At 62.0% G+C, this 17457-nt stretch carries 14 protein-coding genes; 2 read left to right on the top strand and 12 right to left on the bottom strand.

Features of this window, described 5'->3' with window-relative positions:
- Nucleotides 1-176 precede the first annotated feature (176 nt).
- From BMY67_RS13905 to BMY67_RS13950, 10 genes are all read right to left on the bottom strand, one after another.
- Nucleotides 177-1688: a Do family serine endopeptidase gene (locus tag BMY67_RS13905; protein WP_245745053.1), complete on the bottom strand. Its 1512-nt coding sequence runs from the start codon at nucleotides 1686-1688 to the stop codon at nucleotides 177-179.
- 264 nt (nucleotides 1689-1952) lie between these two features.
- Entirely contained in the window at nucleotides 1953-2387 is a 435-nt protein-coding gene (locus tag BMY67_RS13910; protein ID WP_092772577.1) for an Hsp20/alpha crystallin family protein, read from the bottom strand.
- A gap of 199 nt (nucleotides 2388-2586) precedes the next feature.
- Nucleotides 2587-3417, bottom strand: a complete 831-nt coding sequence (locus BMY67_RS13915; protein WP_092772579.1) for a hypothetical protein — start codon at nucleotides 3415-3417, stop codon at nucleotides 2587-2589.
- 93 nt (nucleotides 3418-3510) lie between these two features.
- Nucleotides 3511-4707, bottom strand: a complete 1197-nt coding sequence (locus tag BMY67_RS13920) for a M20 metallopeptidase family protein (protein WP_092772581.1) — start codon at nucleotides 4705-4707, stop codon at nucleotides 3511-3513.
- 81 nt (nucleotides 4708-4788) lie between these two features.
- Complete coding sequence (locus tag BMY67_RS13925) at nucleotides 4789-5337, bottom strand: sporulation protein (protein WP_143069831.1); 549 nt, start codon at nucleotides 5335-5337, stop codon at nucleotides 4789-4791.
- Nucleotides 5303-6016: a deoxyribose-phosphate aldolase gene (gene deoC, locus BMY67_RS13930; RefSeq protein WP_092772586.1), complete on the bottom strand. Its 714-nt coding sequence runs from the start codon at nucleotides 6014-6016 to the stop codon at nucleotides 5303-5305. The genes BMY67_RS13925 and deoC overlap by 35 nt, the downstream gene beginning before the upstream one ends.
- Nucleotides 6017-6275: 259 nt before the next feature.
- Nucleotides 6276-9680, bottom strand: coding sequence for a preprotein translocase subunit SecA (secA, locus tag BMY67_RS13935; protein WP_092772588.1), 3405 nt, complete (start codon nucleotides 9678-9680; stop codon nucleotides 6276-6278).
- Nucleotides 9681-10038: 358 nt separating this feature from the next.
- Entirely contained in the window at nucleotides 10039-11214 is a 1176-nt protein-coding gene (gene glf / locus BMY67_RS13940; protein WP_092772590.1) for a UDP-galactopyranose mutase, read from the bottom strand.
- 196 nt (nucleotides 11215-11410) lie between these two features.
- The gene (locus tag BMY67_RS13945) at nucleotides 11411-12604 is read right to left on the bottom strand and encodes a glycosyltransferase family 1 protein (RefSeq protein WP_092772592.1); all 1194 of its coding nucleotides are present in this window, start codon (nucleotides 12602-12604) and stop codon (nucleotides 11411-11413) included.
- Nucleotides 12605-12818: 214 nt separating this feature from the next.
- On the bottom strand, nucleotides 12819-13334 hold the full coding sequence (locus BMY67_RS13950) for a GNAT family N-acetyltransferase (RefSeq protein ID WP_092772594.1): 516 nt from the start codon (nucleotides 13332-13334) through the stop codon (nucleotides 12819-12821).
- A 110-nt stretch (nucleotides 13335-13444) separates the two neighbouring features.
- Here BMY67_RS13950 and BMY67_RS13955 point away from each other — a divergent pair, with 110 nt between their 5' ends.
- Nucleotides 13445-14257 carry a hypothetical protein gene (locus BMY67_RS13955; protein ID WP_092772596.1) on the top strand — a complete coding sequence of 271 codons (813 nt, stop codon included), beginning with the start codon at nucleotides 13445-13447 and terminating at the stop codon, nucleotides 14255-14257.
- A gap of 10 nt (nucleotides 14258-14267) precedes the next feature.
- Here the strand turns inward: BMY67_RS13955 and BMY67_RS13960 are convergent, their stop codons facing one another.
- Together BMY67_RS13960 and dapF are read right to left on the bottom strand one after the other, a co-directional pair.
- Nucleotides 14268-15278 (bottom strand): ABC transporter ATP-binding protein, encoded by a 1011-nt coding sequence (locus tag BMY67_RS13960; protein ID WP_218144621.1) that lies wholly within the window; start codon nucleotides 15276-15278, stop codon nucleotides 14268-14270.
- 96 nt (nucleotides 15279-15374) lie between these two features.
- On the bottom strand, nucleotides 15375-16169 hold the full coding sequence (gene dapF / locus BMY67_RS13965) for a diaminopimelate epimerase (RefSeq protein WP_092772598.1): 795 nt from the start codon (nucleotides 16167-16169) through the stop codon (nucleotides 15375-15377).
- A 390-nt stretch (nucleotides 16170-16559) separates the two neighbouring features.
- Here dapF and BMY67_RS13970 point away from each other — a divergent pair, with 390 nt between their 5' ends.
- Nucleotides 16560-17444, top strand: coding sequence for a class I SAM-dependent methyltransferase (locus tag BMY67_RS13970; protein ID WP_092772600.1), 885 nt, complete (start codon nucleotides 16560-16562; stop codon nucleotides 17442-17444).
- Nucleotides 17445-17457: the final 13 nt, after the last annotated feature.

Below are 17457 nucleotides of genomic sequence, written 5' to 3' on the forward strand. Positions count from 1 at the left end.
GAGGCAGCCGAAGCAGCCTGTTACAAAGCTAACAAAAGCTTTCGGGGTGAGTTTTTGGTGCTCAGCCCCAAAGCCAGGCCAACACAAAAAACCCTGCCGCAGCAGCCGCCACGGCAGGGTTTTGAGATTTTCAAGCGACAATCCGTATTTCAGGGCTCACTCGGAATCCGGACAACTTACTGGGCTTGTCCGATAGGATAGTAGGCTTTGCGGCCGTCGGGGTACACGCCTTCTACCAGCGCGCCGTCGGTTTCTTTGGCGGCTTCGAGCAGGCGCTGCACGTCCTGAGGCTTTTCCACGCGGTTCTTGTCGATGCGGGTGATGATGAAGCCGTCGGCAATGCCGGTTTCGCGGAAGTTCGAGTCGCGGATACCGCTGATTTTGGCGCCACCCTCAATGCCCAGCTTGCCCTGCTCCTGGCGCGTTACCGGGCTCAGACTGGCGCCTTCGTACTTGATAGTGGTGGCGGCTACTTCCCGAATTACATCGGTGGTGCCGGTGGCATTGCGCAGGGTGGCCGTAGCCGTACGGCTGGAGCCTTCGCGCAGGTAGCTCACCTTTATTTTGTCGCCGGGGCGGAAGCGGGCCACCTGCTCCTGCAGCTGCGAGGCCGTGTTCACTTTCGCGCCGTTGATGGACGTAATCACGTCGCCTTCGCGCAGGCCAGCCTCGGCGGCACTGCTGCCTTTGCCGGCCCCTATCACGTACACCCCGTTCAGGGTGCTGAGCTTCTTTTCGGCGGCCAGCGTGGCGTCAATCTCGCGGATCTGCACACCCAGCAGGGCCCGCTGCACCACTTTATACTTCAGCAAATCGTCAATCACCTTGCTCACAATGGAACTGGGCACGGCGAACGAGTAACCCACGAACGAGCCGGTTTGCGAGGCAATGGCCGAGTTGATGCCAATCAGGTCGCCGTTGAGGTTGACCAGCGCGCCGCCCGAGTTGCCGGGGTTCACCACGGCATCGGTCTGCAGAAACGACTCGATACCCATGCCATCCTCGCGGCGCAGGATGTTGATGTTGCGGCCCTTGGCCGAGATGATGCCGGCCGTTACGGTCGAGTTCAGGTTGAAGGGGTTGCCCACGGCCAGCACCCACTCGCCCACTTTGATGTCGTCGGAGTTGCCGTAGCGGATGAAGGGCAGGTTTTCGGCTTTCACCTTGAGCAGGGCCAGGTCGGTGTTGGGGTCTTTGCCCACCAGCTCGGCCTCGAACTTGCGCTTGTCGTCCATCACCACCTCAATCTTGCTGGCTTTGTCGATAACGTGGTTGTTGGTAACGATGTAGCCGTTGGCGGCAATGATAACGCCCGAGCCCGAGCCCTGCTGCGGACCCTGCTGGCGGCCACGGCCGCGGTACTGGTCGAAATCATCCCCAAAGAACTGGCGCAGGAAGGGGTCCATGCGCATGGCGGCGTCGTTCTGGCCCGACTGGGGCGAGTATTCCGTCATCACGTGCACCACGGCCGGCGTAACGGTGGCGGCGGCGGCCGTGAAGTTCAGGCCGTCGGGGATGGAGTAAGTGCTGCTTTTGAGGGCGCTGGTGTAGCGGACGTTGGGGTCGGCGGCCAGGGCCTGGGGCGAATTGTCGCGCTCCGGCTCGAGCAGCTTATAGCCGCCCACGGCCACGCCTCCGCCCAGAATGGCGGAGCCCAGCAGGCCGAGCATCATTTGTTTTGCTTGCATGGGTATTGAGGACTTAAGGGTAAAATAGCAAGAGTTGAATTTACGATGAAAAAGGCAAATAGACCAGTAAATGGTGCGGCGAGTCCTTTCTCCGGTGCTTCTACAACGTCAGATGCCCGGCCAATGGTGTCCGGTTGCACGGGCGTTCAGGGAATAAAACAGCCCGTTGGTAGATTGTTTCAGCCGAGCGGCACTCGCTGAGGACGTTAGCCGCTCAGTTAAGCAAAAAGGGCGCCCCGGTTGAGCGCCCTTTTTGGTGAAGATTTAGCGAACCTCGATTTGCAGCTTGCTCACCTTCTTGCTGTCGAAGGGCAGCGTCAGGTGCAGGATGCCGTTGGTAAGCTCGGCGCTGATGGCCGTTACGTCCACGGTATCAGGCAGACGGAAGGTGCGCGCGAACTTACCGTAGCCCGACTCGACGCGGCGGAATCTGGGGGCCTCTTCGGTGGCTTCCGGAGCCTTCCGCTCGCCGCTGACGGTGAGGCGGCCCTCCTGGAAGTCGATTTTCACGTCTTCCTTGGCCACGCCGGGCAGCACGAGCTGCAGCTGGAAGCCTTCGGGACCCTCCAGCACGTCGGCGGCGGGGTTGAACGATTCGGCGGGCTGGTTCTGGGCTGGCAGCGTATCGCGCAGCATTTCGTTGAGCGCCGAGTTGAAGGAAGTGCGGGCCGGACGGTTGTTATACAGCAAAGTTGCCATAGTAGTACAGAAAGTAAGGTTGAGGTTGAATAGCCGATTCACTAACCGGCGACACCTCTACTCTCTAAATTCTGTACCAACCAAATTCCAATGCCATATTGACATCAAACAGTAACTACCACCCACCCAAGCAATCTAAAAAGGCTCTTAAATGCCTGAAACCGACATTACCCATGCGTCAATATGACACTACCGCCAGCTAGTGCTGAGTGGGCAGCGGCTGGCGGTCGGCAGCGAGGGCGGCGCGGCCCAGCGTAAAGCGCACGTCGAGGCCCACAGTGGGCGTGCGCAGATTGACGCTGCCGCCCGATACGGGGTTGCCGTTCTTGTCGAACTGCTGCAGGGCGTTAATGTACTGGGTTTGCGAGGCCACCCAGAGCGTGAAGTCGAAGCGCGGCGAGAGGCGGACCCCCACTTCGCCCCGCAGGTTGCCGAAATCCACGAACCGCTCCTTCAATTGGTCCTCATCCCGCTGGAAGCGCAGGTAGGCCAGCGCTTCGTAGGCCACGCGGGGGCGCAGCTTCACGACAGAGCCTACTGCAAACTCGCGGTCGAGGCCCAGGCGCAGGCGGGCATGGGCGCGGCTCTTGCTGTCGAGCGTGTTGCCGGTGCGGGCGGCGTACTCCACGGCCAGGCGCTGGGAAAAGTTTAGCGGGCCCAGCGGGGCGCGGTGCCGCAGCAGCAGCCCGGGAATGATGTTGCCGGCCAATCCCAAGTACTCGCCGTTGCCATTGCTTTCATTTCTTTCGGGCACCGCCCGCAGGGTAGCGCCCCAGCTCCAGCTTGGGTTCCAGAAGTGCTCGTAGCCCAGCCGCAGCTGCCCGTTGCTATAAGCGCCGCCGCCGTTCCTGGCCTGCCGCGCCCAGCTGACTCCCAGCAGCAGATAGTCGTTGCCGCTAAGGGTATATTCGGCCTGCACCTCGGGCAACACCAGCCAGTTGCCGGTATAGCGGGTCTGGGCGGCGGCGGGTCGGGCGGCTAATGCCAGCAGCGAAGTAGCTGCAACAGCAGAAAATAGGTGAATACGCATACGTAAGGAGCAGCTATACAAAGACCCAGGGCCCATACTTCACTGGTGTTGAAAAAAGCTGAAACGCCTTCAGCCCAGGCAAACTACAACCGGCTATTTCTCCGCCAGCTCGCACAGTGTTAACCAGGCCATCAGGCCGGGGCCAACTTCCAATGCGTGCGGGTCAACGTCGAAGGTGGGCGTGTGCACGGAAGCCGTGAGGCGGCCGCTGCCATCGGCGGCGGCGGTGCCAAGGCGGTAGAAGCAGGCGTTGGCAGCCTGGCTGAAGTAGGCAAAGTCTTCGGCGGCCATCCACTGGTCGAGCTCTACCACATTGTCCGCACCCAAGTACTCGATGGCGGCTTGCCCGGTGCGGGCCGTGAGGGCGGGCTCGTTTTCGAGGTAGGGGTAGCCGCGGCGGATTTCCAGCTCGCAGCGCGCGCCCATGCTCTCGGCCAGGCCCTCGCAGAGGCGGCGCAGGTGCTCGTGGGCCTCGTTGCGCCACTCCTCATTTAGCGTCCGGAAGGTGCCTTCCAGGTACACCTCGTTGGGAATGACGTTGGTGGCGCCCTGGGCCAGCACTTTGCCGAACGACAGCACCGAGGGCAGCTTGGGGTTGGCCCGGCGGCTCACAATCTGCTGAGCCGCCACAATGATATGAGCCGCTACCAGCACCGGGTCCACGTTCTGCTCAGGCATGGCGCCGTGGCCGCCCTTGCCGCGCACGGTCAGGTACAGCTCGTCGGTGCTGGCCATGTAGCGGCCGGCCCGCAGGCCCACCTTGCCGGCCGGCAGCATCGGAAAAACGTGCTGGCCCAGCACGCTGGCCGGCTTCGGATTCTCCAGCACGCCTTCGGCAATCATCAGCGAAGCACCGCCCGGCAGCCGCTCCTCACCCGGCTGAAACATGAGTTTTACGCTGCCCTCGAACTCGTCTTTCAGCGCCACCAGAATCCGGGCCGCGCCCAGCAGCGAGGCCGTGTGCACGTCGTGGCCGCAGGCGTGCATCACGCCCGGGTTCTGCGACTTGTAGGGCACCTCGTTCTGCTCCGTAATGGGCAGCGCGTCCATGTCGGCCCGCAGCGCCACTGTGCGGCTGCCGGGGTTGCGGCCCTCGATAACGGCCACCACGCCGGTGTTGGCAATGGGCTGGGGCTGCAACCCCAGCTGCCGCAGCTGCTCCGTGACAAAAGCCACCGTTTTATGCTCCTCAAACGACAGCTCGGGGTGCATGTGCAGGTGCTGGCGCAGCGCCACGGTGTCGGTGGCGGCTTCGGCCGCCAGCTGCTTCACGCGGGAGAGTAAGTCCATTTCTTAAGCTGATAGCTGTTAGCTGAGAATCCTGCCATGCTGAGCAGCGCGAAGCATGACATCGTTCCGTCGTATCAGGAGTTAATACCCTGTCTTGTTGATAATCACCTGCATGGCTTCCAGTTCGGCGCGGGGGGCCAGGGGGCGCAGGCGCAACAGGGCCTGGGCGGCTTCGAGGCGGGTGAGGTAGTCGCCGATTTGCAGGCGGAAGATGGGGTTCTTGTAGGTCAGGTAGTCGGTTTCCTCGGGGTAGCGGCTGATGATGGCCCGGCGCACGCTCATGGCCTTGTCCTTTTCCAGCCCCACGTACGCCAGAATCCGGTAACCCTGAGCATACTTCACGTTGCGGTTGCTGTACGACAAGTCGCGCAGCCGCTGCTCAATTTGCGCGTTTACCTGGTTGGTAGGCGGCACCGGCCGGGCGCGGGGAGCCGGCACGGCGGCCGTCGCTTTCGGCGCCGGAAACACCGGCCGGAACTGGCTCAGGTCCTCGGCCGGCAGCTGGCTGCTGCGGCGGGTAGTGTCGGCCGATGGCGCGGCCGGGCCCGAGGCGGCACAGGCGCCCAACGACAGCAGGCCACATAACAGCAGCACGTTACGAGACAGGGTCAGAGTCGTGGTCGGAGTCATAGGCGGCGGGTTTGGAAGCGGATTCAGCGGCGGGTTCGGCCAGCAAAGCTACGCCATCGGAGGCACCCAGCCGGTCGGCGCCGGCTGCCACCAGCGCCAAAGCGGCCGCACGGGTCCGGATGCCGCCGGAGGCTTTCAGGCGGATGTGGGTGGGCAGCGAGGCGCGCATCAGCTCGATGTCGGCCACCGAGGCGCCGCGGCTGGCAAAGCCGGTGCTGGTTTTCACGAAGTTGGCCCCCGCCTCGGCGCAGAGCTGGCAGGCCGTCACGATTTCGTCGTCGGTGAGCAAAGCGGTTTCGATAATGACCTTGAGCAGGGCCCCGCGCAGGCGGCACAGTTCGGCCAGCTGCCCGATTTCTTCCTCCACTTCCTCGTGCCGGCCGGCCTTCAGGGCCCCAATGTTGAGCACCATGTCCAGCTCGGTAGCCCCGTCGGTCAGGGCCAGGTGGCCCTCGAAAAACTTCACCTTGGCCAGCGAGTAGCCCAATGGAAATCCGATAACCGTGCATACGGCCACGCCCGAACCTTGCAGCGCCTCGACGGCCTGGCGCACGTAGCAGGGCGGCACGCACACGCTGGCAAAGCGGTGGGTGGCCGCCTCGGCGCAAAGCCGCGCAATCTGCTCCGGCGTGGCGTCAGGCTTGAGCAGGGTAAGGTCGATGTAGGGGGCGAGGTTCATAACGATTGAGTTGGAGGGCTTAGGGCGAAGATGTAGTTTAACTGCCTGGTTCGGCTGCCGGTAAAGCAGCCGGCTAACGAACGGGCCGCCCTCTCAAAAACCTTTCCAGCAAAAGCCCCGGCCCGCGGCCAGAGGGCAACGAACCGGGGCTTACACTAAAAAACAGGGTTCTACGCGAACTGGCGCAGCTTTCAGAAGGCCAGAGCCAAAATCCTGAACATTACGCAGGACTCAAGCGCCCAACGTTTCCCGTGGTCCGCTAGTCAATCAGCACGGCGCGGTCATTCAGCAGGTCGTCTTCCACCTGCTTGAACTTCACGTCGCGCACGATGCGGCCGTCCATGTACTGCACGCTCACCTTTTCGTTGCGGTTGGCCACTTTCTGGGAGCGGATGGGCTGCTGCTTTTCCAGCACCTGGGGCATGGCGCCGTCCTGCTCCAGGTCCTCGGGGCCGGCGCCGAGCGAGACGGACGACGTTTCCTTCTCCATCGTGAGCTTGGGCTGGGGCGGGGCGACGGGCAGTTCGTCCTCGGTGAAGTACTCGAACTCCTCCTCGCCATCCTGGCCGGCCTGCATGGGCACGTCGGCGCGGAACAGGAACTGGATGGTGTCCTCGTTGACCTTGCTGATCATCTGCTTGAACAGCTCGAACGACTCGAACTTGTACACCAGCAGCGGGTCCTTCTGCTCGTACACGGCGTTCTGCACCACCTGCTTGAGGTCGTCCATGGCGCGCAGGTGCTTGGTCCAAGCCTCGTCGATAACCGACAGCACCACGACTTTCTCCATGCCCCGGATAACCTCCTGGCCCTGGGTGGCCTGGGCGCGGCGCAGGTTGGCCACGGCCTGAATCTGCTTGCGGCCGTCGGTGAAGGGCACGGCAATGTTTTCGTAGGGCGCGTTCTGGCTCAGCAAATCGTTGATGAGCGGCATGGCATTGTTGCCGATGAACTCGTTCTTGCTGTGGTAGTAGCCCAGGGCTTCGTCGTAGAGCAGCTGGGTGAGCTGGGCGGCCGTCATGCCGGTCAGCTGCTGGGCGGTCAGGTGGGTGTCGTAGCCGAAGATGCGGATGATGGCCAGCTGGAAGTCGCCGAAGTCGTTGCTGCCTTTGTGGCCCACCACGATGTCTTCGCAGACGTCGTAAATCATGTTCCAGATGTCGAGCTCCAGCCGCTCGCCGTGCAGGGCGTTGCGGCGGCGCTTGTACACCACCTCGCGCTGGGCGTTCATCACGTCATCGTACTCGAGCAGGCGCTTGCGGATGCCGAAGTTGTTCTCCTCCACCTTCTTCTGGGCCCGCTCAATCGAGGAGGTAATCATCGAGTGCTGAATCACTTCGCCCTCTTCCAGCCCCATACGGTCCATGAGCTTGGCAATACGGTCGGAGCCGAACAGGCGCATCAGGTTGTCTTCCAGGCTCACGAAGAACTGGCTGGAGCCCGGGTCGCCCTGGCGGCCGGCGCGGCCCCGCAACTGGCGGTCGACGCGGCGGCTTTCGTGGCGCTCGGTGCCGATGATGGCCAAACCGCCCGACTCTTTGCTGGTTTCGCGCAGCTTGATGTCGGTACCGCGGCCGGCCATGTTGGTGGCGATGGTTACGGTGCCGGGGTAGCCGGCGGCGGCCACGATTTCAGCTTCGCGCTGGTTTTGCTTGGCGTTGAGCACCTGGTGGGCAATGCCCTTGAACTTGAGCATGCGGCTCACCAGCTCCGAAATCTCGACGCTCGTGGTACCTACCAGCACCGGGCGCCCGGCCTGCACCAGCTCCTGGATTTCGTCGGCCACGGCGTTGTACTTCTCGCGCACCGTTTTGTACACCTTGTCGTGCTCGTCCTTGCGGGCAATGCCGCGGTTGGTCGGAATCACGACTACGTCGAGCTTGTAGATTTCCCAGAACTCGCCGGCCTCGGTTTCGGCCGTACCCGTCATGCCGCCCAGCTTGTGGTACATGCGGAAGAAGTTCTGGAGCGTTACGGTAGCGTAGGTCTGGGTCAGCTCCTCGACGCGCACGTTTTCCTTGGCCTCCAGGGCCTGGTGCAGGCCGTCGGAGTAGCGGCGGCCTTCCATCACGCGGCCGGTCTGCTCGTCCACAATCTTCACCTTGCCGTCCTCGGTGAGGATGTACTGGTCGTCGCGCTCGAACAGCGTGTAGGCCTTCAACAGCTGGTTGATGGTGTGCACCCGCTCCGACTGCTGCTGGAAGTTGTCCATCAGCTGCTCCTTGGCGTGCAGCTTTTCCTCGCCAGTGAGGGCAGCGTTCTTCTCAATATCGGCCAGCTCGGAGCCGATGTCGGGCATGATGAACAGGCGCGGGTCCTCGCCCTCGCCGGTAATCAGGTCGAGGCCCTTTTCGGTCAGCTCAATCTGGTTGTTTTTCTCGTCGATGGTGAAGTACAGGGGCGAATCGGCCTGGGGCATCTGGCGCGAGTTGTCCTGGAGGTAGAAGTTCTCCACCTTCTGCAACGCGGCGCGCATGCCGGTTTCGCTCAGGAATTTGATGAGCGGCTTGCTCTTGGGCAGGCCGCGGTAGGCGCGGAACAGCGCCAGGCCACCTTCGCCCTCCTTGGGGCCAAAATCACCTTCCTTGATGGCTTTGCGGGCCTCCACGAGGTAATTCTGCACCAGCTTTTTCTGGGCTTCCACCACCTTCTGAATCCGGGGCTTGAGCTGGTGGAACTCGTGCACGTCGCCGCGCGGAATGGGGCCCGAGATGATGAGCGGGGTCCGGGCGTCGTCAATCAGCACCGAGTCCACTTCGTCAATCATGGCGTAGTGGTGCTTGCGCTGCACCAGCTCCTGCGGGTCGCGGGCCATGTTGTCGCGCAGGTAATCGAAGCCGAACTCGTTGTTGGTGCCGTAGGTGATGTCGGCCAGGTAGGCCTTGCGGCGGGCGTCGGTGTTGGGCTGGTGCTTGTCGATGCAGTCCACGGTAATGCCGTGGAACTCGAACAGCGGCGCGTTCCACTCCGAGTCGCGCTTGGCCAGGTAGTCGTTCACCGTAACCAGGTGCACGCCGCGCTTGGCCAGCGCGTTCAGGAACGAGGGCAGCGTCGAAACCAGCGTTTTGCCTTCGCCGGTGGCCATTTCCGAAATCTTGCCCTGGTGCAGCACCACGCCGCCAATCAGCTGCACATCGTAGTGCACCATGTCCCAGGTAACCTCGGCGCCGGCGGCCAGCCACTTGTTGCTCCAGATGGCCTTGTCGCCCTCAATCGTGACGTTGGGCTTGCGGCTGGCGTACTCGCGGTCGTAGTCGGTGGCCGTTACCACGAGCTGCTTGTTTTCGGCGTAGCGGCGGGCGGTTTCCTTGGTGATGGCGAAGGACAGGGGCAGCACTTCCAGCAGCACCACTTCCAGCTCCTTGTTGCGCTGCTTCTCGAGGGCATCAATCTGGTCGAACAGCTCCTCCTTCTGGATGGCGTCGAGGCCGTCGGCATTCACGCGCTCGTGCAGGCCGGCCAGCTGGTCGTCGGTCGTTTTCAGGTGGGCGTTGATGCGGGCGCGCACTTCATCGGTGCGGGCGCGCAGCTCGTCGTCGCTGATGGCTGCCAGTTTGGCATATTCGGCGTTGATGAGCGCCACGTACGGGACAATCTCCTTCAGGTCCTTATCGGCCTTGGACCCAAATAATTTGGCGACGGTCTTCCCTAAAAAATCAAGCATGTGGTAGTTACCTTGGATTGAAACGCCGGGGCGCAGGTCAAATTTACGGCGTTTTTCGGGAATCCTCCCGGCTCTTTTTAAGCTGCCGCGCCGCTCCGCCCCCCGAAACGACCTGGCCCGTCCTTCAAAGATTGTGCGCATTGCGGCCGCCCCGCCGGCTTGTCAGGGCAGCTGGCTGGCTGCTAGGCGGCAGCTAGTAGCTGATAGCTTCCGTTTATCCGGTCAAACTCATAAAAAAACGTCATTCCGAGCGAAGCGAAGAATCTCGTGTGCTATCGTTGAATCAATTGACAACGATAATACGCGGGATTCTTCGCTTCGCTCGGAATGACGTTTCTTCAGCTACCAGCTAACCAGGCTACGGCTTGGCCGGGTCGCGCGACACCAGCTTATCGACCAGCTCGGTGGAGCCGGCAATGGCGGGCTTGCGCACGGCCTCGTCCGATTTCTCGGTGAGCTTCTTATAAAGCGTGAGGGCCTGGGCCACCACCTGGTCCATGTTATAGTACTTATAGGTGGCCAGGCGGCCCACGAAATGCACGTTCGGGGTCTGGTCGGCCAGCTTCTTGTACTTGGAGTACAACTCGGCGTTTTCGAGGCGCGGCACGGGGTAGTAAGGGTCGCCCTCGGCCTTGGGGTACTCGTACACGATGGCCGTTTTGGGGTGCTGCTGGCCGGTGAGGGCCTTGAACTCGGTGATGCGGGTATACAGGTTGTCGTTGGGGTAGTTGACAACCGGCGCGGCCAGGTAGTTCTCGGTGTTCAGCGTTTCGTGCTTGAATTCGAGCGAGCGGTAGGGCAGCTTGCCGTACTGAAAATCAAAGAACTCATCGACCGGCCCCGTGAAAATCATCTCCTTGAAGGGAATAAAGTCGATGATGTCGTGGTAGTCGGTGTTGAGCATCACCTTGATGTTGGGGTGGTCCAGCAACCGCTCGAACATGCGGGTGTAGCCGTGCAGGGGCATGGCCTGGTAGGTGTCGGTGAAGTAGCGGTCGTCGCGGTTGGTGCGGGTGGGCACGCGGCTGGTCACCGACTTATCGAGCTCCGAGGGGTCCATGCCCCACTGCTTGCGCGTGTAGTTGCGGAAGAACTTCTCGTACAGCTCCCGGCCCACCTTGCTCACCACCACGTCTTCCGACGTTTTGATGACCGGCACTTTCTCGGCTACCGATTCGAAGAACTCCTCCACTTCGAAGCTGTTCAGCTTCAGGCCGTAGAGTTTGTTGATAGTATCGAGGTTGATGGGCATGGGCACCATCTGGCCATCCACCGAAGCCAGCACGCGGTGCTCGTAGGGGCGCCAGTCGGTGAAGTTCGACAGGTACTCGAATACGTCCTTGGAGTTGGTGTGGAAGATGTGCGGACCGTATTTGTGCACCAGAATCCCGTCCTCGTTATAGTGGTCGTAGGCGTTGCCGGCAATGTGGTTGCGCTTGTCGACAACCAGTACTTTCTTGTTGGAGCGCGTAGCCAGCCGCTCGGCTAGCACGCTACCGGCAAACCCGGCCCCGACGATTAGATAATCAAACATAAAGTGGTGTTTGGAGGAGGTTTGGGAGAGGCTGAAACGCAACGCTTCAGCCTTGGATGGAGGAAGGCAGAACCAGGAAACAGAACCTGCGTCTTGGAACAAACCAATCAGTATTTTGATGCAACTTTTTAGCAAATTCAGCCAAAATAATTGGCCATCCTGCTTAAGCTGAACACTACTATAACCTGCTAATCAATTACTGCACCTTGGTTTTGGCCTGCATCAACTCCACCATCTGCTGCCAGGTGAGGTCCCAGCTGATGGTGGCCAGGTAGTCGTCGGTGCGCCGACGCCAGTCGGCGTCCTGGGTCTGGGTGAGGGCCGTTGCTATGGCCTGGCCGAACTCGTCGGCGGTGGCGGCAATCTGCACCAGGTTCAACTCACCATAGGGCCGTACCACGTCGCGGATGGGCGTGCTGACCACGGGCCGGCCGGCGGCCAGGTACTCGGGCGTTTTGGTGGGCGAAATGAACTTGGTGCTCTCGTTATCGGCGAACAGCAGCGTGGCCACATCCCAGCCCGCCAGGTAGGTGGGCAGCTCCTGGTAATCTTTGCCGCCGAGGTAGTGGATGTTGGGGTTTTGGGGCAGCGTGGCGGGGTCGATTTTAACGACTGGGCCGATGATGACGAACTGCCATTCGGGGTGCGCTTCGGCCAGCTGGCCCAGCAGCGCAATGTCGAGCCGCTCATCTACTACGCCGAAGAAACCGATGCGCGGGTGCGCAATGCCGGCCTGGTCGGCGGGCTCGGGCAGGGGCTGGCGGGCCTGGCCGAAGTGGTCTTTGTCGATGCTGCTGGGGAAGGGGTGGGCATCGGGGTGTTGCTGGCGCTTGGCCTCGTAGAGTGTGTGGCCGCCGGTGAACACGAGGTCGGCTTTACGGAACAGCTGCTGCTCCCGCTCGCGCAGCTCGGGCGGCGCGAACTTGAAGTTGGCCAGCTCATCCATGCAGTCGTACACCGTGAGGGCGGGAGCAAAGCCGCCCGACTTGCCCAGGGCCATCGGGGTGTAGTACCAGAACAGGTAGTTGGTCAGGTTTTGCTCTTGGAAAAACGCGTGCAGCAGCGTATTCTGGGCGGCATCGGCCGCCGGGGCATCGTGGCGGAGGCGGTTGGGCAGGTGGGCCACTACCACTTGCAGGCCGTGCTGCCGCTCCTTCAGTTCGAGGTGGGGCTGCACTTCGTCGTTGTCATGAAAGAAGGCATCTTCTACGTAAAACACCCGCCCCTGCTGGGCAAAGCGCGACATCAGGTGCTGGGGCCGCTGCCACACGAAATCCCAGTGCAGGTGCGCAAAACACACAACGTCGGGCAATGAGTAAGCGGTAGGCTGGCCAGCAGTAGTGGCAAGGGCGGAGCGCACGGGCGCTTCCGCCGGTGGGGCAGATGACATAAAGAACGGGCTAAGTAATTGGGTGAAGCCAGGCAACCACACGGTTCTTTCCGCCGCGCTTCCTTGGCCTATACGCCCGTCTTTTTAAAAGGATATTGTTGAGCTACGGCTATTTTAACTGGCCGCGCCGGCTAAGAAATTCAGGTTCTTGTCGAGCTAAACCTTTCCGCGCTGCCTCCGGTTATGCGGCCTTTTGTTTCGCCTGGGCCTTCTGCTAAAGCAGGCATTGCAGTTCCACGGCGTCCTGCCAGCCTTCGGCGGTGCGCAGCCACTCGCGCCGCACGCCCACCCGCGAAAAACCCGCCGCGGCAAATAGCTGCAAACTGGCCTCGTTATCGGCCCCAATCGTGCAGAAAAGCTGGTGCAGGCGCAGCACCTGCCGGGCGTAGGGTTGCAGCAACTCCAGCGCGGCCCGGGCGTAGCCGTGCCGCCGGTGCCCGGCCAGCACCGTAATGCCCACGCCGGCCCGCTGGTGCAACGGCTCGAAGCCGAACAAATCCAGCGTGCCCACGGCCGCCCCGCTGGCCGCATCCTCCAGCACCAGCCGCAGCTGCCGCACCTCAAAAAAATCGGCCGCCGCGTTATCCAGGTACTGCCGCAGTACGTGCCGCGACACGGGCGCCAGCGTATCCGACACGCCCCACACGGCCGGGTCGTTTTCCAGCTGGTACAGGAAATCGAGGTCGTCGGCTTCGAGGGTGCGCAGGCGGATGAGGTCGGATTGGAGCATGGGCGTTAGATAGTAGGTCGAAAAATATAAGTGAGCGGCGATATACCGGCGCTATATTGCTAACCGTTAGCTTGTCTGGCATTCCACCGCGACACTATTCTTTTTATCTTATGCTCAAGTTTTTCTGTTTGTTCTTCATTCTACTGCTGCTTGGCACGTCTGTTAGCTATGCTCAAAGCAAGCTCTACCTGGACCTCCGTCTGGGCGTCAATCACAATCAAGCCGAAGGAGCTTACTTCGGCAAAGGTACGCGACCTTTCAAGCCTTACAGCACGCTCAGAGACATGAGCTTTGATGAACAGGGCGTTGTGATGTTACGCCTTCAGGTGCAGGAAAAGCTTGGTATAGCGGCCGGCTACAGCGGCAGTTCTTTGGCCTGGGCCTATAGCCTTCAAATGCCCCAAAAATATACTGTAAATCCATTTCACGGCGAATGGAAGGGACATGGCACCGGCGTATACATGCACCAGTTACCAGTGCTGCTCAGCAAAACATTCCGCGAAATAAATATCCGCGAAATCGACACCATCCGCCACACGTATCTGGCTAGCTTCCGTCTGGATGCGGTGCTGGGTGGTGGGCTGAATCGGCTTGGCAACAACTGTTTGGATTGTGGAGGAGTGAGTGCTGGTGGCTTGTTATACGATACTATCGACTTCCGCCAAACCATTATCGTGCGTCGCAAGTGGGGCGGATTCCTGATGGGCGGCGTTACAGCCCGATTTTACCGCTTGGGCAAGGAGCGGCTGAACCTGAGCATTTACTACACGCAGGGCCTCACCGATATGCTGCTGGTACCAGTACAGTATCAATACAATTCGCAGCGCGGGGCCACTACGCTGCATATCCGTGGCTCTGGGGTTAGCGCCACGCTGGGAGTGCCCATCCGGCTGAAAACCTTCGGCAAAAACCCACCCGGTTGAATGGTATAACCTACGCCGTTAAATCAATAAACGAAACCGGCGCGCCTTCCGCCAGCTGCACTACCACCGCCTCACCTGCCACTACCGATGCGGCCGGCAGGCGCACTCGTAGCAACGTGGCGGGTAGCTGCACTTCGGCTTCGTAGTAGCTACCCAGGAAACGCACGGCCCGCACGGTGCCGGCCGCGCCGGGGCTGCCGGCGGGGGCCAGTTGCAGGTTTTCGGGGCGCACGAGCAGCACCGGGCCGGGCAGGCGGCGGCGCGGGGCGGCGGCCAGCAGGGCGCGCAGGTCGGGGCCTGCGAGGTGGTTATAGTCGCCGAACAGGGCGGCCGCGTACTCGCTTACCGGCTGGCGATACACCTGCTCGGGAGGGCCCTGCTGCACCAGCCGGCCGCGGTGCAGTACCAGAATCTCATCGGCCCAGGGCAGCGTGTCGGTGGGGTCGTGCGAGACGAGCAGGCAGGTGATGCCCAGCTCCTCCCCCACTTCGCGGATGACCTGCTGGAGTTGCTGCTTGTGGGTGCGGTCGAGGTTGGAGAAGGGCTCGTCGAGCAACAGCAGGCGCGGGGCCGAAAGCAGCAGCCGCGCCAGCGCCACCCGCTGCTGCTCGCCACCCGAAAGCTGGTTGGTGCGCCGGGCCATGAGCGGGCTGATGCGGCAGACCTCGTACACCGCCTGAGCTTCGGCCGCGGGCCGCTTGCTGGCGTAGCGCAGCACCTGCTCCACCCGCAGCGACTTGGGCAAGTCCGACTTCTGCGACAAATACACGATGCCCGGATGCCCAGGCACCAGCACCTCCTGGGGCCCGCGCACCCGGCGGCCGGCAAAGCGCACCTCCCCCGCCGTGGGCTGCACCAGCCCGGCAATTACCTGCAACAACGTACTCTTGCCGGCCCCTGATTCGCCTGCCAGCGCCAGCTTGCGGCCCGCGGGCTGCTCGAAGCTGATACCGCTCAGCATGGCCTGGCCGTGCTCTTCCAGGCTGATGTTGCGGACGGTGAGAAAGTCAGTTTGGGGCACGGGTTGGTGTTTTGGATATTTCGCGGCCGGTATGGGATTGTAGAGACGCATCTTTGCGTCTCTACAATCCCATACCGGCCGCACAATTAGCAAGCCTTACACCTCTCCTTCGAACACAAACGTAGCGGGGCCGCTGAGGTAGATGTGGGTGAACGAGCCGTCGGGCTGGGCCTCGAAGGCCACCTGTAGCTCGCCGCCGGGCGTGCGCAACTGCACGGGGCTGGCGGCGCCGTGGCGCGAGGCGGCCAGCGCCACGGCCGTTACGCCGGTTCCGCAGCTCAGGGTTTCGTCCTCCACGCCCCGCTCGTAGGTGCGCACCTGCCAGGGCTGGCCGGGCGCGACGGGCGCCTCCACGAAGTTGACGTTGGTACCTTTCTGGCGGAACAACTCGCCGTTGCGCAGGGCCCGGCCTTCGGCAAACACGTCGAGCCCGGCCAGGATGCCGGTTGGCTCGAAGCGCACCAAGTGGGGCGAGCCGGTGTCGAGGAACACGCCGTAATCGTCGATTTCCTGCTGGCCGCGCACGTCCTGCATGCGCAGGTGCACGAGGCCGTCGGCCTCTATGCGGGCCTCGTGGGGGCCGTCGGTGGCCAGGAAGCGGGTGTCGGTTTCGATGACGCCCAGCCGCCGGGCGAAGGCGACGGTGCAGCGGCCGCCGTTGCCGCACATCGAGCCCAAATGGCCGTCGGCGTTGAAATACACCATCTCGAAATCGTACTCCGGATGCTGGCGCAGCAGAATCAGCCCATCGGCCCCGATGCCGCGGCGCCGGTCGCAGAGGTGGCGCACGCGTTGATGGTCGGCGGCATCGAACTGATTGGCCCGGTCGTCGACCATGACGAAGTCGTTGCCGGTGCCCTGGTATTTGCAGAAGTGCAGCGTGGTACTCATAGGGCAAAGGTAGCGGGTGAGGAGGTGATGGAGGTGAGGAGGTGATGGAGGTGATGGAGGTGATGGGGGTGAGGAGGTGATGGAGGTGAGGAGGTGAGGGAGGTGATGGAGGTGAGGAGGTGATGGAGGTGATGGAGGTGATGGAGGTGATGGAGGTGATGGGGGTGATGGGGGTGATGGGGGAGCGGTCATTCTGAGCATGTGGCGAATTGCGCCAGGGTGCGCAGCCGTAGTCGAAGAATCTCGCGGGCAATGCTAACCTGTCGTCAGGAATTACTGTGGCACGCGAGATTCTTCGTCCCTGCTCTAAGCGCAGCATGCTCAGAATGACCGTTCCTCCATCACCTACTCACCTCCATCACCTCCTCACCCGCTACCTTTGCCCGCAGCATGTATACTTTCCTTACCACGAGCCCCTGGGCCGATTACGAGTTGCTCGACGCGGGCAACTTCGAGAAGCTGGAGCGTTTCGGCCAGCACATTCTGGCCCGGCCCGAGCCGCAGGCCATCTGGGACCCGCACCTGCCGGCCTCGGAGTGGCAGCGCGCCAACGCCATTTTCACCCGCGAAAAAGGCAGCCAGGAGCGCGGGCAGTGGAAAATAAAGCCCGGCACGCCCGAGCAGTGGCACATTGGCTACGAGCGACCCGACGGCCTGAAATTGCGCTTCCGGTTAGGCATGTCGTCGTTCAAGCACGTGGGCCTGTTTCCGGAGCAGGACCCCAACTGGCAATTTATCTACAACGAAACGCGCCGCCGCAAAGCGGCCCAGCCCCGGGTGCTCAACCTGTTTGCCTACACGGGTGCCGCCACGCTGGCCGCCCGCGCCGCCGGCGCCGACGTTACGCACCTCGACTCGGTGAAACAGGTCAATTTCTGGGCCCGCGACAACATGGAAGCCTCGGGCCTCGATGGGGTGCGCTGGCTGGTCGAGGACGCCATGAAGTACGTGAAGCGCGAGGTGAAGCGCGGCAGCAAGTACCAGGGCCTCATCCTCGACCCGCCCGCCTACGGCCGCGGCCCCAACGGCGAAAAGTGGCAGCTCGAAGACGAGCTCAACGAAATGCTCAAGCTCTGCCAGCAGCTGCTCGACCCCGAAGACCACTTCTTCCTCGTCAACCTCTACTCGCTGGGCTTCTCGGCCCTGATTCTGGATAATCTGGTAAGCGAAATCTTCCCCACGATGCGCGAGCGGCGCGAAATCGGGGAAATCTACCTGCACGACGCCGGGGCCCGCAAGCTGCCGCTGGGCACCTTCTGCCGGTTTGCCACCTGATTTTCTCGTTTTT

Origin of the sequence: Hymenobacter actinosclerus, assembly GCF_900111515.1 — a bacterium.
In the GTDB taxonomy this organism is placed as follows: domain Bacteria; phylum Bacteroidota; class Bacteroidia; order Cytophagales; family Hymenobacteraceae; genus Hymenobacter; species Hymenobacter actinosclerus.